The sequence below is a fragment of the Pseudomonas sp. 65/3-MNA-CIBAN-0223 genome, from assembly GCF_040310425.1.
Lineage (GTDB): Bacteria > Pseudomonadota > Gammaproteobacteria > Pseudomonadales > Pseudomonadaceae > Aquipseudomonas > Aquipseudomonas gregormendelii.
Genome location: NZ_JBEOPV010000003.1, coordinates 1 through 23,740, shown reverse-complemented (window position 1 = coordinate 23,740; position 23,740 = coordinate 1). Strand labels below are relative to the sequence as shown.

Genomic DNA, 23,740 nt, shown 5'->3' with positions numbered 1-23,740 from the left:
CTGGTCTGAAGATCAGTTTGAGGTAGAGAGGGGGATTTGGCCAAACGCCAGACAAACAAAAGGGCCATTCAATAATTGAATGACCCTTATAAAATCCCGCAGAGCGGGTAATCGTGGCGTCCCCTAGGGGACTCGAACCCCTGTTACCGCCGTGAAAGGGCGGTGTCCTAGGCCACTAGACGAAGGGGACGCAAAACCTTCTATACAACTGATCAGTGCTGAGTACTGATCGATTCAAGGCCGGTGTGGCCAGACCTTGAACTGTAAAATTGGTGGAGCTTAGCGGGATCGAACCGCTGACCTCCTGCATGCCATGCAGGCGCTCTCCCAGCTGAGCTAAAGCCCCGGATTTTTCGCCTCACGGCGGAGTGACGTCTTGCAACATCACTTCTGTAAAACTGGCGTCCCCTAGGGGACTCGAACCCCTGTTACCGCCGTGAAAGGGCGGTGTCCTAGGCCACTAGACGAAGGGGACGTAAACCCTTCTATACAACAGATCAACGCTGAGTGTTGATCGCTCCAAGGCCGGTGTGGCCAGACCCTGAAGTGTAAATTGGTGGAGCTAGACGGGATCGAACCGTCGACCTCTTGCATGCCATGCAAGCGCTCTCCCAGCTGAGCTATAGCCCCTCATCGCTGAGGACGGGGCGAATCTTAATGGCGGATCGAAAGGCTGTCAAACTTATTTTTAAAATATTTCAAAGTTTTTTGCCGGGATAACAATCACTTACCGCTCCCCCCCGTAAAATGGGGGTACTGGCAACAGCCAGATCAAAAGATCGTCCGATCGCGGCCCGAGCCTTCGGCAGCTCCTACGGGATTGCATTTCAACTGTAGGAGCTGGCGAAGCCTGCGATCTTTTTAGTCGCTGCCCGTAATCAGGCGATATTGGCCAGGAGCTTTTCCCACTCCTTGTTTTCCTTCTTCGACACGCCACCGAGCAAATCGATGGCCTGGCGCAGACGGAAACGGGTCAGGTCCGGCCCGAGAATCTCCATGGCGTCGAGCACCGAGACCGAGCTTGCTTGCCCGGTGATCGCGGCGAACATCAGCGGCATGGCGTCACGCAGTTTCAACTCCAGGGATTCGACCACCGCCTGGATCGTCGCGGTAATGCTGTCCTTCTCCCACTGACGCAGGCTTTCGAGCTTCCACAAGATCAACTGCATCAACTGACGCACCTGATCGCCCGACAGCTTCTTAGACTCGAACAGCTTCGCGTCCGGGTTGACCCCGCCGGCGAAGAAGAACCCGGCCAGCGGAGCGACCTGGCTAAAGGTTTCAACGCGGCCCTGCACGTGCGGCGCGATTTTCATCATGTATTCAGGGTTCAACGCCCAGGTCTGCAGGCGCGAGGCGAACTCGTCCACCGGCAGGTCACGCAGCCACTGGCCGTTGAGCCAGGAGAGCTTCTCGATGTCGAAGATCGGCCCGCCCAGGGAGACGCGCTTGAGGTCGAAGTTGTCGACCATTTCTTGCAGCGAGAACTTCTCGCGCTCATCCGGCATCGACCAGCCCATGCGCCCCAGGTAGTTGAGCATCGCCTCAGGCATGAAGCCCATGCGCTCGTAGAACGTCACCGAGGTCGGGTTCTTGCGCTTGGACAGTTTGCTCTTGTCCGGGTTACGCAGCAGCGGCATGTAGCACAGCTCCGGTTGTTCCCAGCCGAAGTACTCGTAGAGCAGGATCAGCTTGGGCGCCGATGGCAGCCATTCTTCGCCGCGCAGCACGTGGGTGATGCCCATCAGGTGATCGTCGACCACGTTGGCCAGGAAGTAGGTCGGCAGGCCGTCGGTCTTCATCAGCACTTGCATGTCCATGCGATCCCACGGGATTTCGACGTCGCCACGCAGCATGTCCGGCACCACGCAGACGCCTTCGCTCGGCACCTTCATGCGGATAACGTGCGGCTCGCCAGCGGCCAGACGACGGGCCACTTCTTCCGCAGGCAGCAGCAGCGCACGCCCATCGTAGCGCGGGGTTTCGCCCCGGGCCTGTTGTTCGGCGCGCATCTGGTCCAGCTCTTCGGCGGTGCAGAAGCACGGGAAGGCGTGGCCCATTTCCACCAACTGCTGACAGTACTTCTGGTAGATATCGCCACGTTCACTCTGGCGATAAGGACCGTGCGGGCCGCCCACGTCCGGGCCTTCGCTCCAGTCGATACCCAACCAGCGCAGGGCGTCGAAAATCTGCTGTTCGGACTCGCGGGTCGAACGCAATTGGTCGGTGTCTTCGATCCGCAGGATGAACTCACCGCCGTGCTGCTTGGCAAAGCAGTAGTTAAACAATGCGATGTAAGCGGTACCTACGTGGGGATCCCCGGTAGGCGATGGCGCGATGCGAGTGCGGACGGTGGTCATGGCAAGTCTCGAAATGAAGATAAAACAAAGGGCGAATGGTAACAGGCGACACCGGCCCGGCTCCAGTGAGCAGGGCATTTAAGCCAAGTTTGCGTCTGCAACGCGCTTCGCAGCCGGTGAATGGCCGAATATCAACGGTCGGCATTTACCGTTTATCGGCTGTATGCCAGATTGGGCTACTGATACCTTTCCTTACAATTTCTCGACTACAGTCTGCCCATGCCTGCCCAACTCAAGCGTCGCCTGTTTATTTTCCTGTTGCTCGTCCTGCTCATCGCCGGGGCATTCTTTGCTCACTGGTTTTTCAAAGGGCGGTTTTACGAGAGCACCGACAACGCCTATGTGCAGGGCGAGATCACCCGCGTGTCGAGCCAGCTCGGCGCTCGCATCGATCAGGTTTTGGTGCAGGACAACCAGCACGTTGAAAAAGGCCAGTTGCTGGTCAAACTCGAAGGTGATGATTTCCACCTGGCCGTCGACCGCGCCAACGCCGCCCTCGAGACCCGCCAGGCCGAGCGCCTGCAAGCCCAGAGCAAACTCACGCAACAGGCCAGCCTGATTGCGGCCAGCGAGGCGCAGGTGGCCTCCAGCCAGGCCAGCCTCAGTCGTTCGCAAATCGATTTGTCCCGCGCCGAAACCTTGCGCAAACCCGGCTACGTATCAGAAGAACGGGTGACCACCCTCTCCGCCGACAACCATATTGCCCGCTCCCAAGTGACCAAAGCCCAGGCGGATGCCCAGAGCCAGCGCCAGCAGGTGAACTCCCTGAGCGCCGAAATCAAGCGCCTGGATGCGATGATCGCCAATGCCCGGACCGATCTGGCCCAGGCCGAGCTGAACCTGACCCGCAGCGAGATCCACGCGCCCATCAGCGGCCTGATCGGCCAGCGCGCCGCGCGCAACGGCCAATACGTGCAGGCCGGCGCGTACCTGCTGTCGATCGTGCCGGACCAGGACATCTGGATCCAGGCCAACTTCAAGGAAACCCAGATCGGCCACATGCAGCCAGGGCAGAAAGCCGAGCTGACCTTCGACGCCTACAGCGATACGCCGATTGAAGCGCGGGTCGACAGTCTGTTTGCCGCTTCCGGGGCGCAATTCAGCCTGCTGCCACCGGACAATGCCACCGGCAACTTCACCAAAGTCGTACAACGGATCCCGGTCAAACTGACCTTCGCCGCGGATAACCCGCTGCACGGCAAGATTCGTCCGGGGATGTCGGTCACCGCCAAAGTGAACATCAAAGACGCCCCTGACGATGGCCGGTGACCAACTGATCCGCCCGGTCGGCGAGCCGACGCGGCGGGACTGGATTGCGGTCATGAGCGTGATGCTCGGCGCCTTCATGGCCGTGCTCGATATCCAGATCACCAACTCTTCACTCAAAGACATCCAGGGCGCGCTCTCGGCGACCCTGGAGGAAGGCTCGTGGATTTCCACTTCCTACCTGGTCGCGGAAATCATCATGATCCCGCTGACGGCGTGGTTGGTGCAGTTGCTGTCAGCACGTCGCCTGGCGGTCTGGGTCTCGCTGGGCTTCCTGGTGGCTTCGCTGCTGTGCTCCATGGCCTGGAGCCTGGAAAGCATGATCGTGTTCCGCGCCTTGCAGGGCTTCACCGGCGGTGCACTGATTCCGCTGGCGTTCACCCTGACCCTGATCAAGCTCCCCGAACACCATCGCGCCAAGGGCATGGCCATGTTTGCCATGACCGCCACCTTCGCGCCCTCCATTGGCCCGACACTGGGCGGCTGGCTGACGGAAAACTGGGGCTGGGAATACATCTTCTACATCAACATCCCCCCCGGCCTGATCATGATTGCCGGGCTGATGTACGGTCTGGAGAAAAAAGAGGCGCACTGGGAACTGCTCAAAAGCACCGACTACATGGGCATTCTCACCCTGGGCGTCGGCCTTGGTTGCCTGCAGGTTTTTCTTGAAGAAGGCCATCGCAAGGACTGGCTGGAATCGAGCCTGATCGTGACCCTGGGCAGCATCGCGCTGATCAGCCTGATCACCTTTGTGATCGTGCAGGTATCCAGGCCCAACCCCCTGATCAACCTGGGCATCCTGCGCAATCGCAATTTTGGCCTGTCGAGCATTTCCAGCCTCGGCATGGGGGTGGGCTTGTATGGCTCGATTTACCTGCTGCCGTTGTACCTGGCTCAGATCCAGAACTACAACGCCCTGCAGATCGGCGAAGTGATCATGTGGATGGGTGTGCCCCAGCTGTTTCTGATTCCGCTGGTGCCAAAACTGATGAAGTACATCTCACCCAAATGGCTGTGCACGCTGGGTTTTGGGTTGTTCGGCCTGGCGAGCTTCTCGTCGGGGGTGTTGAATCCGGATTTTGCCGGGCCGCAGTTCAATCAGATCCAGATCATTCGCGCCCTGGGCCAGCCGCTGATCATGGTCACCATTTCACTGATCGCCACCGCCTATATCCTGCCCCAGGATGCGGGGTCGGCGTCGAGCCTGTTCAACATCCTGCGCAACCTGGGCGGCGCGATTGGCATCGCCCTCCTCGCCACATTGCTGGATGCGCGAACCAAGACCTACTTCGATTATTTGCGCGAGGCGATCGTACCGACCAACCCGCAGGTGGCGGAGCGCATGGCGTCGATGACGGATAGGTTTGGCAGCGAGACGGCGGCCTTGGGCAAACTGAGCGAAATCGCGCACCAGCAGGCCTCGATCATGGCGTACAACGATGCGTTTCACTTTGTCGGGATTGCGCTGGGGATCAGCATGATTGCGGTGTTGCTGACCAAGGCATTGCCGGCGGGGATCAAGGCTGGGGAAGCGCACTGATTTTGTAGTGCGGCGACTGACCTCATCGCGGGCAAGCCCGCTCCCACAAGATTTAGAGCCGTTCGCAGGATTTGTGGATCGACACAAAACCTGTGGGAGCGGGCTTGCCAGCGATGACGCCAGTCAGGCACCGCACACCTCAAACAGTGATCAGGCGCTCGCGCAGCTTGCCAATCTCGTCGCGCATCTGCGCCGCAGCCTCGAACTCGAGGTCCCGCGCCAAGGCGTACATTTTCTCTTCCAGCGCCTTGATCCGCTTGGCCACTTCGCCCGGTGAGCGCAGTTCGGCTTCGTACTTGGCGCTTTCCTCGGCAGCCTTGGCCATGCCCTTGCGCTTCTTGCTGCGCGAACCCGGCACAGTGGCACCTTCCATGATGTCGGCAACGTCCTTGAACACCCCTTTGGGCGTGATGCCGTTGGCCAGGTTGAAGGCTATCTGCTTGTCCCGGCGACGCTCGGTCTCGCCGATCGCCCGCTCCATGGACCCGGTGATGCGGTCCGCATACAGGATCGCCCGGCCATTGAGGTTACGCGCCGCCCGGCCGATGGTCTGGATCAGCGACCGCTCGGAACGCAGGAAGCCTTCCTTGTCCGCGTCAAGAATCGCCACCAGGGAGACCTCCGGCATGTCCAGGCCTTCTCGCAGCAAGTTGATCCCCACCAACACGTCAAACGTCCCCAGCCGCAGGTCGCGGATGATTTCCACGCGTTCCACCGTGTCGATGTCCGAGTGCAGGTAACGAACCCTTACACCATGATCGGCCAGGTAGTCGGTCAAATCCTCGGACATGCGCTTGGTCAAAGTGGTGACCAGCACCCGCTCTTCCAGCGCTACACGCTTGGAGATTTCCGACAGCAAATCGTCGACCTGGGTCAGCGCCGGGCGGATTTCGATCTGCGGGTCCACCAGGCCGGTCGGCCGCACCAGTTGCTCGACCACCCGCCCCGCATGTTCGGCCTCATAGTTGCCAGGCGTCGCGGAGACGAAAATGGTTTGCGGGCTGATGTGTTCGAATTCGTCGAAGCGCATTGGCCGGTTATCCAGGGCCGACGGCAGGCGGAAGCCGTACTCCACCAGGGTTTCCTTGCGCGAACGGTCGCCCTTATACATGGCCCCCACCTGGGGCACGCTGACATGGGATTCGTCGATCACCAGCAACGCATCGGCCGGCAGGTAATCGAACAAGGTCGGCGGCGCCTCGCCGGAAGCGCGGCCGGACAGGTAGCGCGAGTAGTTTTCGATACCGTTGCAGTAGCCCAGCTCGAGAATCATCTCCAGGTCGAAACGCGTGCGCTGCTCCAGGCGCTGTGCTTCCACCAGCTTGTTGTTGGAGCGCAGGTAGTCCAGGCGCTCCTGCAGTTCGACCTTGATCCCCTCGATGGCGCCGAGCAGGGTTTCTCTCGGGGTCACGTAGTGGCTCTTCGGATAGAAGGTGAATCGCGGCAACTGGCGCGTCACCTCGCCAGTCAGCGGATCGAACGCGGAAATCCGCTCGACCTCGTCATCGAACAGCTCGATGCGGATCGCCTCAAAGTCCGATTCCGCCGGATGGATATCGATCACGTCGCCGCGAACCCGGAATGTCGCCCGGGCGAAATCCATGTCGTTGCGGGTGTATTGCAGGTCCGCCAGGCGGCGCAGCAAGGCGCGCTGATCCAGCTTGTCGCCGCGATCCACGTGCAACACCATCTTCAGATAGGTTTCCGGGCTGCCCAGGCCGTAGATGCACGACACCGTCGTCACGATGATCGCGTCCTTGCGCTCCAGCAGGGCCTTGGTCGCCGACAGTCGCATCTGCTCGATGTGGTCGTTGATCGAGGCGTCCTTCTCGATAAAGGTATCCGAGGACGGCACATAGGCTTCGGGCTGGTAGTAGTCGTAGTAGGAAACGAAATACTCGACGGCGTTGTTGGGGAAAAACGCCTTGAATTCGCCATACAACTGCGCGGCCAGGGTTTTGTTCGGCGCCAGCACCAGGGTTGGGCGCTGAACCTGGGCAATGACGTTGGCGATGCTGAAGGTCTTGCCCGAGCCGGTCACACCGAGCAACGTCTGGTGCGCCAGCCCGGCCTCGATGCCTTCGACCATCAGGCGGATGGCTTCCGGCTGATCGCCGGCGGGCTCGAAGCGGGTGACTAGCTGGAATTCAGACATGCATACCTCTGGGTTCTCGAAGCAGGGAATCGCGCCTGCAGGTTAAACCGGCTGGAACGAGAAAAGCCGCAAACGACTGACGCCGCCCGAGGAAAAAAACTGGATTGTGCTCAATGTGGAGCCGATTGCCTGCGCTTTCAAGGTAAACGTCGTACATCACTCTGGGTCTTTGACGACGCAGTGCGACTAACGGTCGAAAAATAATGCAAAAAACTTACGCGAAAAGCCGAATCGTCTGTCGCCTTCACTCGTTGATGGCCTCTATACTAGCTCCCCGTTTGTGCACCGCTCTAGTGCATTCGGCTGGAGCGCGACACGTCCCTCCACTCCCCATTCAGAGCCGCCGCAAAAATGAGCCTGTTCTCCGCTGTCGAAATGGCACCACGCGATCCAATCCTGGGCCTCAACGAAGCATTCAACGCCGATACACGCACCACCAAGGTCAACCTGGGGGTCGGTGTTTACTGCAACGAGGAGGGGCGAATTCCACTCCTGCGCGCCGTTGTCGAAGCCGAGACGATTCGCGTCGCTCAACACGCGTCCCGCGGCTACCTGCCAATCGACGGCATCGCTGCCTACGACCAGGCCGTGCAAAAACTCCTGTTTGGCAACGATTCGCCCCTGATCGCCGCTGGCCGTGTTCTGACCACCCAGGCCGTCGGCGGCACTGGTGCACTGAAAATCGGTGCTGACTTCCTCAAGCAGCTGCTGCCCGACGCCGTCGTAGCGATCAGTGACCCAAGCTGGGAAAACCACCGCGCGCTGTTCGAAACCGCCGGTTTCCCGGTACAGAACTATCGCTACTACGACGCCGCGACCCACGACGTTAACCGCAGCGGCCTGCTGGAAGACCTCAACGCCCTGCCGTCTGGCTCGATCGTCGTACTGCACGCCTGCTGCCACAACCCGACCGGCGTGGACCTGAGCCCGGCGGACTGGAAAAACGTGCTCGACGTGGTCAAAGCCAAAGGCCACGTGCCGTTCCTCGACATGGCCTACCAGGGCTTTGGCGACGGCATCGACGAAGACGCGGCGGCCGTGCGCCTGTTCGCTGAATCGGGCCTGACTTTCTTCGTCTCCAGCTCGTTCTCTAAGTCGTTCTCGCTGTACGGCGAGCGCGTTGGCGCCCTGTCGATCGTCAGCGAGTCGAAAGAAGAAAGCGCGCGAGTGCTGTCGCAGGTCAAGCGCGTGATCCGCACCAACTACTCCAACCCGCCGACCCACGGTGCAAGCATCGTCGCTGCTGTACTGAACAGCCCTGAGCTGCGCGCGCAGTGGGAAGAGGAGCTGGCTGAGATGCGCCTGCGCATTCGCGCCATGCGCACCCAGATGGTCGACCTGCTGGCGGAAAAAGCGCCGCAGCGTGACTTCAGCTTCGTCGGTCGCCAGCGTGGCATGTTCTCCTACTCCGGCCTGACCACCGAACAGGTTCACCGCTTGCGCAACGAGTTCGGCATCTACGCGCTGGACACGGGCCGCATCTGCGTTGCGGCGCTGAACCAGAGCAACATCAAGGCGGTAACGGATGCCATCGTTCAGGTGATCTGATTCGGCTTGTTGACGAAAAACGGGAAGCCTTTGGGCTTCCCGTTTTTTATTTGTCTGAAGAATGCGGCTCGAAACCTCTAGACTGCATCAGATCTCAACTAACCGTAGGAGCTGTCGAGTGCAACGAGGCGGCTCCTACGGGTTTTGTGTACAGCCTGAATTCCTGCGAGAACGTAGATGAAAAATGATGACCTGCGCGCCGAGCGCGATGACCTGGATGAACTGGACCATTTCGTCCCTCGCCCTGCGGCCAAACGCGGCAACAACCTGGTGCTGCAAGTGGCCGCCGGGGTGTTTCTCGGCGGCCTGGCCCTGTGGCTGGTGCAACTGGCGGTGACGATGGTGTATGGCAAGCTGATGCTTGGCACCTTTACCTTCGGCGGTTAAACCAGTTCGCCAGCCCGCTGACTGGCGGCATCGTCATAAGCGACGTAGAGCGATTCGGCGACCGGGCTCTTGATGGCCTTGGTGCTTTCCAGGCCGAGAACGAAACCTTCGGCCTTGCCGCCCGCACGGTTCAATTCTTCGGCGGTGCTGGCCTGGGTGATGGCGTCGAACAGCTTTTCAGCGTGTGGGCCAACGCCTTTTGGCAGGCTGATCTGGGCGATGCTCATGCGAACACCCCGTTGGCTGGACAGGTGAAAACTGGGTGATTCATGGCGCGTACCTTTTCGGCGAATGGCCGGCAGCGCGTGTAACCGCTTCCGGGCGGCCATGGTAGACCCCTGAAGGGATTCTGGTAACCGCCAAAGTCGGAAAAACCACCCCAGGTCTCGACGAATTGTCGATTTTAACCACAGGTGCTTGACTTCTCTTTTTGAATCAGTAACATACACGCCATTCCGCGATAGCTCAGTTGGTAGAGCAAGTGACTGTTAATCACTGGGTCCCTGGTTCGAGTCCAGGTCGTGGAGCCAGACAGCAAGAACTGAAAAGCCCCTGAATCGAAAGATTCAGGGGCTTTTTTGTGGGCTTGAGTCTGTTGCAGGAGCGAGCTCCTGCATTATTCAGACATGCTCACCCGTCTTGGCCTGCACCGGTCGCGGTTCTCCATGCCCGTGGTCAACCTCCACCACCGGGATCTCCTTGCCATCGCAGTCGTGCAGCTTGCCATCGCTGAAGTAATCGCCTTCACGCAATGCGGCCAGGTCCTGATAACGCAACACCCGCTCGGTACCCGCAGCGAACACCGACTGCTGGTCGGAGTTGCCCGCCGTCAGGTGGTTAAACGCCAGGTTCAGCACGATGGCCATGATCGCCGACGAGCTGATGCCCGAGTGGAAGATGGTCGCGAACCAGCTCGGGAATTGGTCATAGAAGTTGGGCGCAGCGATGGGGATCATGCCGAAACCGATCGAGGTGGCGACGATGATCAGGTTGACGTTGTTGCGGTAATCAACCTTGGACAGCGTCCGAATGCCACTGGCCGCCACGGTGCCGAACAGCACAATACCGGCACCGCCGAGCACAGAGGTCGGCACTGCGGCAATCACCCGCCCCATGAACGGCAGCAGGCCGAGGATCACCAGGAACAACCCGCCCGTCGCTACCACGAAGCGACTCTTGATTCCGGTCACCGCCACCAGCCCGACGTTCTGGGCGAATGCGCTTTGGGTGAACGAGCCAAAGATCGGCGCGATCATGCTCGACAGCATGTCCGCGCGCAGACCGTTGCCCAGGCGCTTGGAGTCGACCTTGGTCTCGATGATTTCGCCCACGGCGAGAATGTCCGCCGAGGTTTCCACCAGCGTCACCATGACCACAATGCACATCGACAGGATCGCGGCGAAGTGGAACGTCGGCATGCCGAAGTGGAACGGTGTAGGGAAACCGAACATCGGGCCCTGGGTCACGGACGAAAAGTCTGCCATGCCAAGGAACACCGCGATGACCGTGCCGATCACCATGGCCAGCAGGATCGACAAGCGGGAGATGGTCGCGCTGCCGACCTTGCTCAGCAGCAATACCAGCACCAGCGTCACTGCCGCCAAACCGATGTTGGCCATGCTGCCGAAGTCAGGCGCGTGACTGTTGCCCCCCATGGCCCAGCGCGCGGCCACCGGCATCAGCGTCAGGCCGATGGTGGTGATCACGATACCGGTCACCAGCGGCGGGAAGAACTTGGTGATACGCGAGAACACCGGGGTTATCAGTAACCCAATCAACGACGCGGCAATTACCGCCCCCAGGATCGACTGGAACCCGCCCTCCCCGCCGCTGCTGACAATCGCCACCATGGTCGCGACGCCGGAAAACGAGACGCCCTGGACCAGCGGCAACTGGCAGCCAAAAAACGGTAAACCAAGGGTCTGCAGCAACGTTGCCAGGCCCCCTGCAAACAGTGACGCAGCAATCAACAAACCGATGTCCGCCGGCGACAGCCCGGCCGCCTGTCCGATAATCAACGGCACCGCAACGATGCCGCCGTACATGGTCAGAACGTGTTGCAGGCCATAAGCCATATTCGCGCCGATCCCAAGGTTTTCATCCTCAGGCCGTTGGTGTGAAACATGGGGCGTTTTCATGATTGGGGGGTTCCCTGGTTTTTTGTTATGCGCACACTGTATGCAAGACTCAGGACAAATGTCTATAGAGTTGTATACAACTAACCAGTCAGATTATGGACACATGTCCATCCCACCCTTGTTTGCACTGGGCTCCACCAGAAAAATTCCTTCACTATTTTTCGCCTGACAACTCTCTCGCCCCCCGCTGTTTTTTAGCTTTCAGGCGTTGAGCGAGATCCCGCGAGTGTTCAAAACCTGAGCCGGTCGCTGAAGGCGATCAGCTCGGTCACTTACTGAGGCTGGAAGTACGGCCTCTAAGCGCCGCTCACCAGGCGGGCCAAGGTTTGCCTCAATCCCGCATGCGCTGGCAGCCGAATGCCGAACTCGAGCTGTAGCAAGTCGATGAGTTCTGCGACATCAGCCACTTCATGCCGATCGCTGGCATGGCCGGTTCGATGGATGGCAAAACTGCCGTTGTTGAGCGTGCGCCGCCAGCCATCCCCGGTCCGCGCCACCATCAGTTGCCTTGAGAAAGACGAGTCTGGATGAGTCGAGACGTACCAGTTGCCGACGGCGTAATCGACGTCCTCCTGGCGCTGCAGGTCGAAGATGTACATCGGCCGCCATTCATCCCCGACCTTGGCGCGCAAGGTAAAGCCATCCTTATGCTGGTCGATCCGGTAGGGTTCGTGGGGCGTGGGCTGCTCGGCCCTGGAGTCGAGTAGCAGTGGCGCAGTGGGCACCATGCCGCCGAAGCCAACGTCGATGATGTAGCGCACGCCGTCCAGGTGCACCAGGCTCAAGCGGTGAGTGCGGGCGGTCCAGGCGCCTTCGGGCTGGCCCATTACCACCCGACCGGTAATGCCCTGAACATCGAAGCCGAGCTCTTGGAGCAACACGAAAAAGATGTGGTTGAGTTCGTAGCAATAGCCGCCACGCTGTTCCTGCAGCAGTTTTCGCTCGATGGACGGCAAGTCGATCAGCACCGGTTCTCCCGCCAGCGTCGCCAGGTTTTCGAACGGGAACACGCCGGTGTGACGCAGTTGCAGCTGACGCAAGGTATCGAGTGTCGGCGCGGGCGGTGCTTCGAAACCTAGAAGTTGCAGGTAGTGCGCAAGGTTGCTCAGGCGTGTCTCGCTCATTGCTCAGTCCTGTACGGGTGCTGCGGATCGCTCCGCCGATGGGCCACAGGTATAGGCCAAAAACGCCCCGGACCGACAATTGATTTCCCCAATCAGCCTTTTTTGAAATCAACGACGCTTGCGTGAGCCCAGGCGAATCCAGGTCGGGGCATGGTCGCTGGCGTGGGGTTCATTGCGCACCCAGGCGTCCACGCCAGCCTCCTCCAGGTAAGGACTCGACGCCGGGTTGAGCAACAGGTGGTCGATGCGCAGGCCCGAGTTCTTTTGCCAGTGCTGGCGGAAGTAATCCCAGAAGGTATAGAGCCGATCTTCCGGGTAGAGATGACGCAGGGAATCGGTCCAGCCCTGCTCGAGCAGGCGCTGGTAACACTCGCGACTTTCCGGCTGCAGCAAGGCATCCTTGAGCCAGGAGCGCGGGTTATAGATATCCATGTCGGTGGGCACTACGTTGTAATCCCCGGCCAGCACCACCGGATGGTCGCTGGCCTGAAGGTCCTTGGCATAGGCGATCAATCGCTCGAACCAGGCCAGCTTGTAATCAAATTTGGGCCCGGGCTGCGGGTTGCCATTAGGCAAGTAAAGACACCCCACCAACACCCCGTGCACGGCGGCCTCGATGTAGCGGCTGTGCGTGTCGCTGTCATCGCCTGGCAACCCGCGCCGGCTTTCCATCGGTTGCGCATCCCGCGCCAGGATCGCTACCCCGTTCCACGACGACTGGCCCTGCCAGATCGCGCCATATCCGGCAGCTTCAAGCTCGGCAGCGGGAAAAGCGCTGTCCACTGACTTGAGCTCCTGCAGGCAGACAACGTCCGGTTGCTCGCGCTCGAGCCAGGCGAGCAGGTTCGGCAAACGGGCGCGCATGCCGTTGACGTTGAACGTGGCGATTCGCAATTTTTTCATGGGCCGGCGCTCCTGCTGGCTAAGTGGACGGCGTGGTTTCCAAGGTTGTGACAGCTGGCTTTTTGCGGGGTTGCGTCGGAATGGGTTGGTACCTGTCCGCTGCGCGCACCTCACGACCACTCGTCATCCAATCGGCACCAACCCCCTCCCGCGCCACCCCAACATCAGGTAACGACTCATTTTCGGAGACGTACCATGAAAAATCTCAAGATCTCCTCACTGCTTCTGGCCGGGTTGATGTCCGTGGCGTCATCGGGTGCCTATGCGGCATCCGGCGATGGAGCGGACGCTACCGGGACCAAATCGGGATCCGTCGGTGGCTCGACCATGTCCCCCAATAACAACCCTGGCATGCCTTCCGGCACCTCGGGTGGCAGCAACAGTAGCTCGACCCCATCCACCGGCAGCGGCAGCGGCAGCGGCAGCAGTACCGGCGGCGGCACCGGCACCAATGGCGGCACCAGCGGCTCGGGTGCAGGCGGCGGCACCGGGGCTCCGGGTGGTGGCACGGGCGGTGCGGGCGGTGGCACGGGCAGCTGAACGCGTAAAGGCAGCCGATGAACTCGACTGCCTGCGTTGCCCTGACCGTATAATCGCTGTATCAACGATCTGAGCGTATCAGCGCCTCTTCGGCGCCTTCCATCGAAAGCACCGCCACCCGGTTGCGGCCGGAATGTTTGGCTTGATACAACGCTGCATCCGCGCGCCCGATAAACACTTCGATACTGTCGCGCCCGTTTGGCACGAACGAGTAGCACCCCAGGCTCACGGTGATGTATCCCGTGGGCGATTCGGTATGGGTGATGTTCTTGCCCATGACTCTTTGGCGAATTTCCTCTGCGATAATCTTAGCCCCGCGCAGATCGGTGTCAGGCAGCAGTACCGCGAATTCCTCCCCGCCATAACGCACCGCAAGATCAGCCTTGCGCTGACAGCATGCTTTCACCGCACCCGCCACTTCAGCCAGGCAATGGTCACCGACAACGTGACCGTAGGTATCGTTGTAGCGCTTGAAAAAATCGATGTCGAGCATGATCAGGCTGAGCGGACTGGCTTGCCGGGCCCCACGCCCGAACTCGATGTCCAGCGCGCGCTCGAACAACCTCCTATTGGCCAGCCCCGTCAGGCTGTCGTGGGTGGCGATCAGCTCCAGCGTTTCCTGGGCCGCGCGCAAATCCGCCTCGATGCGCTCGCCATTGCGCACCTGATGGATGAACACCCAACCGAAAAGGCAAACGCCCAGCACCACCAGGCCGACGATCATGCTGGACTGGAATGCGGTGTCTGACCAGCGCTTGAGAATCGCCGTTTGCGAAGAAGCCGCGGACACCACCAGCGGATAGGCGTCCAGCTGCCGGTAACCGTGCAGGCGTATCACGCCGTCCACCATCGAGCTCACCATGGCATTGCCGGAAGACGCACCGGGCAGCCATTTCTGGAAGATTTCCCCCTGGGCCAGGCTCGAACCAATCTGCGCTTCCACGAAAGGCCTGCGCGCCAGCAGGGTGCCATCGGTCATGGCGAGGAACATCGAGCCGTTGTCATCGATGCTGAAGCTTTTGAAGAACTGGTCGAAATACGACATCTTGATCCCGGCCATCAACACGCCCAGGAACTTGCCATCCTTGTCGTTTACGCGCTTGGACAGCGGAATGATCCACTCGCCATTCTCGCGACTGCGAATCGCCGGGCCGATGTGCGCCTGCGAAGAAATGTTCTGCTGGTGGAACTTGAAGTAGTCACGATCCGCCACGCCCTTGCCACGGGGCAGGTCTTCGAACGACGTCACCACCCATTGCCCCTGGCGGTCGAACAGGAAAATGCCGTGCAGCTGATTCAGCGCCGCCACTCGCCGGGCGAATGTCCTCTGCAGCCTTGGCACTTGCACAGCGCCGTAGCCGTCAGCCTGAATCCAGTCGGCCAGGCTGCTCAACACCAGGTCAGCCTTCATGAAGGTATCTTCAGCCTGCTGTGCCATGGCACGGGTCAGATTCTGCGACGCCACTTGTGCCTGCTCCAGATCGTCACGGCGTGACTGGTCCAGTTGCAGGTACAGCAAACCCACAAGGGTCAGGCACACGGCTACGATGAACAGCACCGCCGCCTTGAGCAGCGGCATTCGTTTCAGCGGCCGGCCGGAGCTGGGCTGGTGGTCATACATGGGAATTGGCAAGGAAACTCATCCTGGGAAAGGCGCGTCAGGCGCCGATCATTCTGTCGACATCTTCAAAGGTCACACGAGGCACCAGTTCAGCAGGGATCCTCGAAGTGCTGGACAGGTTGTAGACCTGGAAGTCCGGATTCATCACGTATTTCGACAGAATCTTGAACGACGGCAGGATCCGGGTGTGGAAATGCTCATCCAGCGTGCAAGGCGAAACCAAGGCCCCCGGAGTCTCGTAGAAGCGTTTCACTGATTGATTCAGATCGACACCCACCAGGAACACCTTGGAAAAACCCAGGTGATAAGCAACCTGCAGGGCCACATAAGCCACCGTGCGCGCATCAAAAAAACCACGCTTAAGATTCTTGCTGAAACCCAGGCTGCGATTACGCCCTGCCCCCAGCTTGCGGCTTCGGATCAGTTCCCTGTCACGCCGGCCCAGCAGCCCCAGCCATGACAGCCTGGGCGCGCGAGTCAACAGATACAGCTCCCCCTTGGGGTTGAGCGCCTGGTAATACGCGTGACTTTGCGGCACCGCAACCCGCTGGCTCAAGCGCATGGCTTCAGCGAACAGACGCGGCTGCTCCCTGTAGAACGCGTCATCCGAGCACATGAAAAAGTACGGTTTGATGCCCGTACCGATGAACATCGATATAGCACCGTTCATGGTAATCATCGGCACGTCAGCATACTTCTTGAGAGGAAAGTCCTTGGCTGACGCACCCGAGGCGATGATAAACACCGCCCCGTTACTTATATTGCGACACTCATCCAGGTCATGCACCTGGACCCGACTCTTGACCAGTTCCGTGGCTTTTTGCGCAACATCCATATTCAGCCCCCTTATTTCGGGTTGAGCACCACGGCGGGAGCTCCTGCCCGCAGCAAATCCAGAATCGGTAACTTGGAGGGCAGGTTCAACCCCCGCAGGACAGCCGAATCGTAGCCGTACACATCGGGCTTGAACGTCACTCGCCCGTCATTACTCAGGTCTACCGTCCAGTACGCCAACAGCACCGGCACCTTCACCGGCAGCCGAATATTTTCGGTCTTGCCCTTGGCCAACTGTTTCTGGATGCCGGCACTGTCCCAGCGCACCGGATCGTTGAACAACAGTTCGACCAGCTGCAACGGGTTTTCCACGCGAATGCAGCCGGAACTGGTGGCGCGCATCGATTTGGAGAACAACTCGCGATGGGGCGTGTCGTGCAAATAAATCGCATAGTCGTTGGGAAAACGAATCACCACCTGCCCCAGCGAACTGTCGGGCCCCGCATCCTGGCGCAGGCTGACGCCACGCGGGTTGCTCCAGTCGACGCTCGACGGATCCAGCACCGCACCCTCGCGATCGATCACGCGAATGTGGTTGGCGGCGAGATACCCGGGATTCCTCTGGATCTTGGGGATCACGTCTTCCTTGAGGATGGTGGGGGGCACCGTCCAGGTCGGGTTGAACGTGACATAGGTGATCTCGGACTGGAACACCGGCGTGTTACGGAACGGCTTGCCCACCTGCACCCGCGAGCGCCAGATGGGCTTGCCGTCGCGGTACATCGCGACTTTATACCCGGCTATATCAACAATCACGAAGGTGCCTTGCAGCTTGTACAGCAGCCAGCGCGCCCGCTCCATGTTCACCCGGACCTGATCGATGCGCGCGTCGACCGACACATTCAGCGCCGCCAGCGTGGTCGCCCCGGCCACACCATCAGCCCCCAGGTACTGCTCGGCCTGATATTTCTTCACTGCCGCAATCACTGCGCCGTCATATTTGGTTCCACGGGCCAGGCGCGGTTCGAGAAAACCACCGGCGACCAACCTGGCCCGCAACTGGGCGACGGCAGGGTCATCCATGCCCGGCTTGAGCGATTGACCTTCGGCCACTTTTGGCCAGCCACCCACGTCGTGCACCTTGCGCAACTGCGCCAGGCCTTCGCGCAAGCCGCGATACACCGCCTCTTGCGGTGGCGCCTGGGCAAAGGCGCCGGCCACGTCATGGGCATCCAGGGCGATGAAGAATTTATTCACGTCTTCCCGGGGATCGACGTCCGCAGGGTCGAAATTCCAATGGATATCCAATCGGGAAGGATCGACCTTGCCGCGACGCAACTGCAGCAATGCCGTGAGAAAAGTATGAGTGGCCGCAACATCGAATGCCGCCCGCTGTTCAGGTGTCGCCGAATCAGCCTGCATCAATGTCCGCGACGCGGCCAACTCGTCGATATGAAAATCCGCCGGGTTCAAGCCATCGACCTGAGTGGCCCGCAAGCTGGCAAACAATTGCGCGGTATCGCCTTCGTTGGTCCACGCCGCGCGATAGCCGCGATGGGAGTAGAAATCCAGGACCATGCGGCTGACATCGACCCGCTTATGCCGCGGCGCAGTCAGTAAAGGAGGAAAAGATGTCGTCAGGGGCGAAAGGTGCGCCTGGATCGCCTGCCCGACGTTGTCATCCGCTGCCGCATCCCTTTGGATGATGGGAGCAATTGCCCCCTCGTTCGACGAATTTTCTCCATGCGCAGCACCGCTGATCAGAAAGACCATAAAAAAGACGCGGCTTATGACGAATAACCTTGTTAATTGCACCATGGATAATCCTTAATCTCCCGATTTCAACGGCTAGCTTCCCGCAAACAGCTAGACTCGAACCTATCACGATGAGACATCTATATGGCGCCAGCTCGCATTCGTCTGCTTCTCTCGGCCCTGCTGCTGACATCCCTTTCAGTACCGGCAGCCTACGCCGATTCGCTTGCCGCCGCCCTCGTCAAAGCGGCTCCAGATGCCAACGCCGCCGTTATAAACCTGGCAGTACGTGCTTCACAATGTACGCAGGCCCAGGGTTCAGCTCCAGCCCAACGCCTGGCAGTCATCGATTACTCCCTGCCTTCGACCGAACAACGCCTGTGGGTGTTCGATCTGAAAAAGAGAAAGTTGCTGTTTCGTGAACTGGTCGCCCATGGCCGTAACAGCGGCGAGAACATGGCGGTCAACTTTTCCAACCAGAACGAGAGTTTCGCCACCAGTTTAGGGTTGTATCGCACACAAGCCAGTTACGTCGGGCAGAACGGTTATTCCCTGCGCATGCAAGGCCTGGAACCAGGCTTCAACGATAACGCGTTTGACCGGGCAATCGTCATTCACGGTGCACCATATGTCAGCCCGGTACTGGCACGCGCCAACGGCCGGATTGGTCGAAGCCTGGGCTGCCCGGCCGTGAGACCTGCCGTTGCTCGCCCGTTGATTGACTCGATGAAAAATGGGCAGTTGTTGTTTTCTTATTATCCGGACCAGCGCTGGTTGAAGTCATCGCCTTATATTAACTGCAGTGGCGCTACGGTTGCTTCGGCGGGTAAGGCTACGTCTCGGAAGTAGGCTGGGGGTTGCGGATTATTCTTGGAGTTTCCGTTGCAGTGTTGGAAACACGCGGATGTGGCAGCGTGACGGCTCAAGTCGCACCTGCCCCACCCTGACGAACTGCTGGCTCCTTAGCGCTACCGATTCAGATTTCCCAATGCCTTCAGCTATTGCCTCACCCGTACAGCTCTCTCGCGGCTTTTATGTCGCGCCGATTATGGATTGGACTGTTCAACCAGCTATTACGATGCCGTGAGGCTATGTCGTGTGATTGATGTGTAGTCGTTTGTACACCTTCGACAAACCGCTCCGCCACCACCCATTCGACTGGAATGAATCTGATTGGACAGAACGGCAGCCTACGCGGTAAGTCGAATGCATCTTTGGTGTCTTTCACCAGAATCAATTTTTCACTAATGGCTGCGAATGATGAATGCACCATCGGACATCCACACGCTGCAAACTGTCCTTGTCAGCTCCATACCGCAACGTTGCGAACCTGGTCAATACACGGTCAATGCCAGCAACCCGATCGCCAGCTTGCGTTCATCTTCGCTGATGCCCAACTCATGTGGGCTTATTGCATGGGGGAAATGAAACTGGATACGCAGGACACCTTGCTCCGCGACAAGCTCTTGCACGCTCGCCGGCAGGACAATATCAATCTTATTGGCGGTTGCATTGGTCAGACGGGTGGAGAGAATTGAGACATTGTTGATCCTGACATCCACCGCCTGATGTGAGTGTTTATCAGCCAGCAAAGCATTGGCTTCAAGTGACAACGAACTCACACGAGCTGTCGGCCTCAGGGTGATTTCAGCATCGAAACCTGATGACCAGGTTCCCCATGATTCGGGAGGCCACCAACCTTTTGCGAGAAGTTCGGCTCCCGCACTCCCCCCCATGAACTGTATTTTCTCGCCTGGCCGGAATGTCGGAATTAGCTCCCGAGGATCAGCAAGATTGATAGCTGGCCCCTCAGAGCTTTGCTTCCAGCCAGGAGCAAGCACATAAAAGCCGTCGATTTTAGCCAGCATATCGGCGTTGCGATCTAGGCTCACAGCCGCTTGAAGAAATGACTGCTGATCAAGCAGATAGAGCGAGTCGACATCATACTTTCCGGAGGCAACCGCCATATCTGCCGAGCGCTGCGCGCCCCCTTGGGCCACGGCACTCACTCTTCCCAGGTAAACCGCATCCGTCGCGAGGTGGTACCGGCCTGCAAAATCGGAAAGCGTCATCCAATGGGCCGAAAGATTTTGAGGGCTCACCCAACGAACTTTCTGATAGCGAGATGCTGCGCTTTGCCAAAAAGGATCAACCAATGGGGTTTTCCAAGTTGTACTCGGCGAGGCCATCAACAAACTGCGTATATTTACCCAGCCTGCACGCGTATCGGACACCTGAATCACCAGCGCTATCGCCAACAGCATGATCGCCGCACGTGGCTTATATCCACGAACAGTCAAAAATATCACAGCAAAGATAGTTGCATACATAACAGGCCAGACCATCCGTCCTGATGCGCGAAAAATACTCGCCATGGAAATGACGGACTCCGGCAACCAATAGTCGAACTCATATGGCCCTACGCCTATTTTGTTGGAAAGCGCGAAGACCATCAACCCAAAAAGTACAAGCAATAATATCAATCGCTTACGCATTACAACGATGAAATTGCTGTTGCCCGACAGTATGTGTAGGAACGCGCAAACGGTTAGTAACATCACTCCAAGGCCGGGAAATGCGATGCCATCTCCATCGCCTGGGACCCCTGGCATATCGTTCAGTACGTACGACCACCCAGCAGGGTCAAAGTAAGTCAGCGCATTCGCACGAAATAATCCAAAGCCGAAGGAACCCAGCCCATCACCTTCGACAGTGAAATATCCCGCTTGCCAGCAGCAAAAACCAGTTACAAACAAAAGACTGACCAGTTCGACAATTGACTTTCGAGGGATCAGTTGCTGTTCAATTGTTCTGGCCAAAAGATCGGCTATCCAAATCAAAGCGACCATCACCAGCAGGTATGCATGTACCAGTGCAGATATAGCCAACAATGTCCCCCACGCCAGATAGTGCTTACCAATATGAGGACGTAGATTCAGGTACAAGGCGGCTAGGATCAGAAAATGTCCCGCCAGGGACATATGTACCCCCATCCGCAGAATCATCACAGGGTTAAATAGAAACAGAGCCGCGCCAAGCAGGCGCAATGTCACATTGTCAGTGACCACCCCCATCAGCTTCCAGGCAAACCAGCTCTGGAGAACAAAACACATCAGTAACCAAAGACCAACGTACTGAAACGGTTCGGGAAGTAGGGTCGCAAAGGGTTTGAAGATCAACGCAAGCAGTGGATTTGAATCAGAAAATATGACGGCGTTACTCAGTTCCAGCCCATAAGACGGATTGAGCCCAAGCGGAAACGACCAAGATGAGTTTCTGAAAAAACCCAGCCAAGATAATGAGTTGCCGGATCACCCCTCCCCAACCAGGCAATGTTTTGAGGATTCAGCGCCCTCGGCCCGACGACTATGAAAAAGGCCAGAATACCAATCAACAGCGGTAATAGCGTGACCGCAAGGCGCTTACCTGAATCTTTCATCGATACGTCCAGAAGATATGCAACACAAAGGTGAAGGCCGGAAGGGTTACCGCGACGGCACCGATCCCCAGCAAGTAATCGAGCCCGGCAACTTGCGCCGCCCAGGCCACGAGCATCGCCAGCAGGAAACCTGCACCGGAAACCGTCATGAAGCGCAGCAACGTGCGGCCCCGCAAGCGCGCAGAAAAGCTCCAGGTCGTGTTAATCAAATAAGACACCACCGTTGCTACGGCGAATGCCACGCCGTTAGCCAGTGGTGGCAATGGCATCACGAAGTTGATGAACAGCACGGCGACAACCGCGTGAAGAGCGGTAACAAGCAAACCGGTCAAAGCAAACCTCAAGGCCGTTTTGATCAGCGCAGAATTTTCCGCTGACGTCACGGCTTCTGCGCCAGCACGAACGCCGTCAGACCGGCCAGACGATTCGCACCCATGAACGGCAGTTCAATACGGCACAAGGTCTTCAGTATCGAATTCACCACGGGATGATGCTGCTTGAGATGCGAACGTGGCGGCGATGGTTGTGTGCCTTTCCGCAACAACCGAAGCGTCGCCGCAATCGGGAACACCGCACCGAAATAATAGGCGCCCTGCACCACCGTCAAACCGGCGTCCCGGGCTACTGTTTCAAATTGCGCCAAGGTATATCGGCGCTTGTGGTCCAGAAAGTCATCGTGCCCGCTCCAGAGAAACTGAAACGCCGGCACGGTCATCAAGAAACGGCTGCCGGACGGGACTTTATCGACGTAAGCCTTAAGCAAGCCGACGTCGTCATCGACATGCTCCAACACATCCATCAGCAGCACCAGATCTGCGTCCACCGCATCGATGCCACGCCGGTAATGCACCGGTTTTCCGGTAGTGCTGGCGTCGGAGTCAGCGTCATAGCTGATGTCCACGCACCACGCTTCGCTCGCGGCGGTGTGGTTCAGTAACTGATGGGTAAAAAACCCGGAACCAGCCCCGACATCAAGAATCTTTTTGATTGGCGTATTGCCCAGCAGACGCCTGGTGGCCGCTGCTTTTGACGAGTAATACCAGTGATGGTCAATGCTCGAACCGAGGATGTCGGTTTCCTTGAGATCCATGCTTCAGTCCTTGGGGTCATAGACACGACGCACCAGATAAACCGGTCGGCGTTTTGACTCGATGTAGGTGCGGCCCAAATACTCGCCAAGCACCCCGATGCCGACCAGTTGCAGACCACCCAGAAAAGTCACGGCTACCATCAACGAGGCGTAGCCCGGCACGTCGACACCGGTGATCACCGTACGCAGCACAATGAAAATTGCGAAGGCAAAAGACACCACGGACACGAACAACCCCAGATAGGTCCAGACCTTGAGCGGGTCGGTACTGAAGCTGGTGATGCCCTCCAGCGCGAAATTCCACAGGCGCCAGCCGTTGAACTTGGAGGCGCCCGCTACCCGCTCCGGACGCTCGTAATCTACATGGGTGGTGCGAAACCCGACCCAGGCAAACAGGCCCTTCATAAAACGCCGAGACTCGGGCAAGGTCTGCAAAGCATCGACCACGCAGCGATCCATCAAGCGGAAATCACCGACATCCTTTGGCAGCGGTTGATCAGAGATTCTGTTGTGCAGACGGTAGAACCAGTTGGCCGAGGTTTTTTTGGCCCAGGAGTCTGTTTCGCGACTCACACGATGGCCCAACACTACTTCATAACCTTGTCGCCACAGGGCAATCATCTGCAGGATTACTTCCGGCGGGTCTTGCAAATCGGCATCAATCGGCACCACCACCTGGCCCTTCGCCGCCTGCAAGCCCGCGGTCAACGCCGCTTCCTTGCCGAAATTTCGGCTCAGGTCCACGATCCGAATACGCGGATCAGTCTTCTGATGCTCCAAAAGCAGCTCGAGTGTCCCGTCAGTGCTGCCGTCATTGGCGAACACCATCTCCAACCCCACCAGCGCCTCATTCTTGAAAAGGCCAGTAACCCGCGCGATGAACAAATCAATGGTCGGCGCTTCATTGAACACTGGAATAACGAGCGAAAGCTCTACATGCCCGGCCAGTTGCGTTCCGTATTGATGAGTCAATTGATCGCTCTTTTTATAGTGTTTTTTCAACAATATTCGGTCGCCTAGGGAAACTCTGAAAAAGACTTCCCGATCTGGTGAAATACGCACCTCACACGAACAGAACGGTTGAGCCCCGATGAAAC

At 58.6% G+C, this 23,740-nt stretch carries 18 protein-coding genes, 5 tRNA genes and 1 pseudogene; 7 read left to right on the top strand and 17 right to left on the bottom strand.

Annotated elements, in window-relative coordinates; translation table 11 throughout:
• Positions 1-114 precede the first annotated feature (114 nt).
• The 5 genes from AAEZ09_RS03410 to gltX all read right to left on the bottom strand — a co-directional run bounded on the left by AAEZ09_RS03410 (position 115) and on the right by gltX (position 2,360).
• A tRNA-Glu gene (locus tag AAEZ09_RS03410) sits at positions 115-190 on the bottom strand.
• 80 nt (positions 191-270) lie between these two features.
• Positions 271-346, bottom strand: a tRNA-Ala gene (locus AAEZ09_RS03405).
• Positions 347-399: 53 nt separating this feature from the next.
• Positions 400-475: transfer RNA gene (locus tag AAEZ09_RS03400), tRNA-Glu, on the bottom strand.
• A gap of 79 nt (positions 476-554) precedes the next feature.
• Positions 555-630: transfer RNA gene (locus tag AAEZ09_RS03395), tRNA-Ala, on the bottom strand.
• Between the two features lie 248 nt (positions 631-878).
• Positions 879-2,360, bottom strand: a complete 1,482-nt coding sequence (gene gltX / locus AAEZ09_RS03390) for a glutamate--tRNA ligase (RefSeq protein ID WP_045057786.1) — start codon at positions 2,358-2,360, stop codon at positions 879-881.
• A gap of 219 nt (positions 2,361-2,579) precedes the next feature.
• On the opposite strand from gltX, the gene AAEZ09_RS03385 reads away from it, so the two are divergent.
• Both AAEZ09_RS03385 and AAEZ09_RS03380 read left to right on the top strand, forming a co-directional pair.
• Positions 2,580-3,629, top strand: a complete 1,050-nt coding sequence (locus AAEZ09_RS03385; protein WP_350598141.1) for an HlyD family secretion protein — start codon at positions 2,580-2,582, stop codon at positions 3,627-3,629.
• Positions 3,619-5,169 carry an MDR family MFS transporter gene (locus tag AAEZ09_RS03380; protein WP_350598139.1) on the top strand — a complete coding sequence of 517 codons (1,551 nt, stop codon included), beginning with the start codon at positions 3,619-3,621 and terminating at the stop codon, positions 5,167-5,169. Before AAEZ09_RS03385 ends, AAEZ09_RS03380 begins: the two co-directional genes overlap by 11 nt.
• A gap of 139 nt (positions 5,170-5,308) precedes the next feature.
• Here the strand turns inward: AAEZ09_RS03380 and uvrB are convergent, their stop codons facing one another.
• Positions 5,309-7,324: an excinuclease ABC subunit UvrB gene (uvrB, locus tag AAEZ09_RS03375; RefSeq protein ID WP_045057783.1), complete on the bottom strand. Its 2,016-nt coding sequence runs from the start codon at positions 7,322-7,324 to the stop codon at positions 5,309-5,311.
• Positions 7,325-7,675: 351 nt separating this feature from the next.
• Here uvrB and AAEZ09_RS03370 point away from each other — a divergent pair, with 351 nt between their 5' ends.
• Positions 7,676-8,872: an amino acid aminotransferase gene (locus tag AAEZ09_RS03370; protein ID WP_205893230.1), complete on the top strand. Its 1,197-nt coding sequence runs from the start codon at positions 7,676-7,678 to the stop codon at positions 8,870-8,872.
• A 177-nt stretch (positions 8,873-9,049) separates the two neighbouring features.
• Positions 9,050-9,259, top strand: a complete 210-nt coding sequence (locus tag AAEZ09_RS03365) for a hypothetical protein (protein WP_045057781.1) — start codon at positions 9,050-9,052, stop codon at positions 9,257-9,259.
• Here the strand turns inward: AAEZ09_RS03365 and AAEZ09_RS03360 are convergent.
• A complete protein-coding gene (locus AAEZ09_RS03360) occupies positions 9,256-9,486 on the bottom strand; it encodes a hypothetical protein (RefSeq protein ID WP_350598137.1) in 231 nt (76 codons plus the stop codon). The two genes, AAEZ09_RS03365 and AAEZ09_RS03360, sit on opposite strands and share 4 nt — an antisense overlap.
• A gap of 227 nt (positions 9,487-9,713) precedes the next feature.
• Between AAEZ09_RS03360 and AAEZ09_RS03355 the strand changes: the two genes are divergently transcribed.
• A tRNA-Asn gene (locus AAEZ09_RS03355) sits at positions 9,714-9,789 on the top strand.
• Between the two features lie 90 nt (positions 9,790-9,879).
• Here AAEZ09_RS03355 and AAEZ09_RS03350 read toward each other — a convergent pair.
• From AAEZ09_RS03350 to AAEZ09_RS03340, 3 genes are all read right to left on the bottom strand, one after another.
• Positions 9,880-11,397: a nucleobase:cation symporter-2 family protein gene (locus AAEZ09_RS03350; protein WP_122838195.1), complete on the bottom strand. Its 1,518-nt coding sequence runs from the start codon at positions 11,395-11,397 to the stop codon at positions 9,880-9,882.
• A 296-nt stretch (positions 11,398-11,693) separates the two neighbouring features.
• On the bottom strand, positions 11,694-12,521 hold the full coding sequence (locus AAEZ09_RS03345) for an arylamine N-acetyltransferase family protein (protein ID WP_205893234.1): 828 nt from the start codon (positions 12,519-12,521) through the stop codon (positions 11,694-11,696).
• Positions 12,522-12,629: 108 nt separating this feature from the next.
• Entirely contained in the window at positions 12,630-13,424 is a 795-nt protein-coding gene (locus AAEZ09_RS03340; protein WP_350598134.1) for an exodeoxyribonuclease III, read from the bottom strand.
• 195 nt (positions 13,425-13,619) lie between these two features.
• Here AAEZ09_RS03340 and AAEZ09_RS03335 point away from each other — a divergent pair, with 195 nt between their 5' ends.
• Entirely contained in the window at positions 13,620-13,964 is a 345-nt protein-coding gene (locus AAEZ09_RS03335) for a hypothetical protein (RefSeq protein ID WP_350598132.1), read from the top strand.
• Positions 13,965-14,025: 61 nt separating this feature from the next.
• On the opposite strand, the gene AAEZ09_RS03330 is transcribed toward AAEZ09_RS03335, so the two are convergent.
• From AAEZ09_RS03330 to AAEZ09_RS03320, 3 genes are read right to left on the bottom strand one after another with little or no spacing between them, the layout of a single operon-like run.
• Complete coding sequence (locus AAEZ09_RS03330) at positions 14,026-15,597, bottom strand: sensor domain-containing diguanylate cyclase (protein WP_502947561.1); 1,572 nt, start codon at positions 15,595-15,597, stop codon at positions 14,026-14,028.
• 25 nt (positions 15,598-15,622) lie between these two features.
• The gene (locus AAEZ09_RS03325) at positions 15,623-16,420 is read right to left on the bottom strand and encodes a WaaZ-like lipopolysaccharide core biosynthesis protein (RefSeq protein WP_350598131.1); all 798 of its coding nucleotides are present in this window, start codon (positions 16,418-16,420) and stop codon (positions 15,623-15,625) included.
• A gap of 11 nt (positions 16,421-16,431) precedes the next feature.
• Complete coding sequence (locus AAEZ09_RS03320) at positions 16,432-18,177, bottom strand: L,D-transpeptidase family protein (protein WP_045057774.1); 1,746 nt, start codon at positions 18,175-18,177, stop codon at positions 16,432-16,434.
• Positions 18,178-18,258: 81 nt separating this feature from the next.
• Between AAEZ09_RS03320 and AAEZ09_RS03315 the strand changes: the two genes are divergently transcribed.
• Positions 18,259-18,963 (top strand): murein L,D-transpeptidase catalytic domain family protein, encoded by a 705-nt coding sequence (locus AAEZ09_RS03315; protein ID WP_350598129.1) that lies wholly within the window; start codon positions 18,259-18,261, stop codon positions 18,961-18,963.
• A gap of 485 nt (positions 18,964-19,448) precedes the next feature.
• Here AAEZ09_RS03315 and AAEZ09_RS03310 read toward each other — a convergent pair.
• The 4 genes and pseudogenes from AAEZ09_RS03310 to AAEZ09_RS03295 form a co-directional block, all read right to left on the bottom strand.
• A pseudogene (locus AAEZ09_RS03310) lies at positions 19,449-21,553 on the bottom strand (DUF6311 domain-containing protein).
• Positions 21,550-21,936 carry a GtrA family protein gene (locus AAEZ09_RS03305; RefSeq protein WP_350598127.1) on the bottom strand — a complete coding sequence of 129 codons (387 nt, stop codon included), beginning with the start codon at positions 21,934-21,936 and terminating at the stop codon, positions 21,550-21,552. Before AAEZ09_RS03305 ends, AAEZ09_RS03310 begins: the two are co-directional and overlap by 4 nt.
• Positions 21,933-22,643, bottom strand: coding sequence for a class I SAM-dependent methyltransferase (locus AAEZ09_RS03300; protein WP_350598126.1), 711 nt, complete (start codon positions 22,641-22,643; stop codon positions 21,933-21,935). The genes AAEZ09_RS03305 and AAEZ09_RS03300 overlap by 4 nt, the downstream gene beginning before the upstream one ends.
• A 3-nt stretch (positions 22,644-22,646) precedes the next feature.
• On the bottom strand, positions 22,647-23,615 hold the full coding sequence (locus AAEZ09_RS03295; RefSeq protein WP_350598412.1) for a glycosyltransferase family 2 protein: 969 nt from the start codon (positions 23,613-23,615) through the stop codon (positions 22,647-22,649).
• Positions 23,616-23,740: the final 125 nt, after the last annotated feature.

Excerpts from the sequence above, each read along its gene's own strand:
- AAEZ09_RS03370 (WP_205893230.1), top strand. The coding sequence starts at position 7,676 with ATGAGCCTGTTCTCCGCTGTCGAAATGGCACCACGCGATCCAATCCTG.
- AAEZ09_RS03315 (WP_350598129.1), top strand. The coding sequence starts at position 18,259 with ATGGCGCCAGCTCGCATTCGTCTGCTTCTCTCGGCCCTGCTGCTGACA.
- AAEZ09_RS03350 (WP_122838195.1), bottom strand. The coding sequence starts at position 11,397 with ATGAAAACGCCCCATGTTTCACACCAACGGCCTGAGGATGAAAACCTT.
- AAEZ09_RS03345 (WP_205893234.1), bottom strand. The coding sequence starts at position 12,521 with ATGAGCGAGACACGCCTGAGCAACCTTGCGCACTACCTGCAACTTCTA.
- AAEZ09_RS03365 (WP_045057781.1), top strand. The coding sequence starts at position 9,050 with ATGAAAAATGATGACCTGCGCGCCGAGCGCGATGACCTGGATGAACTG.
- uvrB (WP_045057783.1), bottom strand. The coding sequence starts at position 7,324 with ATGTCTGAATTCCAGCTAGTCACCCGCTTCGAGCCCGCCGGCGATCAG.
- AAEZ09_RS03300 (WP_350598126.1), bottom strand. The coding sequence starts at position 22,643 with ATGGATCTCAAGGAAACCGACATCCTCGGTTCGAGCATTGACCATCAC.
- AAEZ09_RS03325 (WP_350598131.1), bottom strand. The coding sequence starts at position 16,420 with ATGGATGTTGCGCAAAAAGCCACGGAACTGGTCAAGAGTCGGGTCCAG.
- AAEZ09_RS03360 (WP_350598137.1), bottom strand. The coding sequence starts at position 9,486 with ATGAGCATCGCCCAGATCAGCCTGCCAAAAGGCGTTGGCCCACACGCT.
- AAEZ09_RS03385 (WP_350598141.1), top strand. The coding sequence starts at position 2,580 with ATGCCTGCCCAACTCAAGCGTCGCCTGTTTATTTTCCTGTTGCTCGTC.
- gltX (WP_045057786.1), bottom strand. The coding sequence starts at position 2,360 with ATGACCACCGTCCGCACTCGCATCGCGCCATCGCCTACCGGGGATCCC.
- AAEZ09_RS03340 (WP_350598134.1), bottom strand. The coding sequence starts at position 13,424 with ATGAAAAAATTGCGAATCGCCACGTTCAACGTCAACGGCATGCGCGCC.
- AAEZ09_RS03335 (WP_350598132.1), top strand. The coding sequence starts at position 13,620 with ATGAAAAATCTCAAGATCTCCTCACTGCTTCTGGCCGGGTTGATGTCC.
- AAEZ09_RS03380 (WP_350598139.1), top strand. The coding sequence starts at position 3,619 with ATGGCCGGTGACCAACTGATCCGCCCGGTCGGCGAGCCGACGCGGCGG.
- AAEZ09_RS03320 (WP_045057774.1), bottom strand. The coding sequence starts at position 18,177 with ATGGTGCAATTAACAAGGTTATTCGTCATAAGCCGCGTCTTTTTTATG.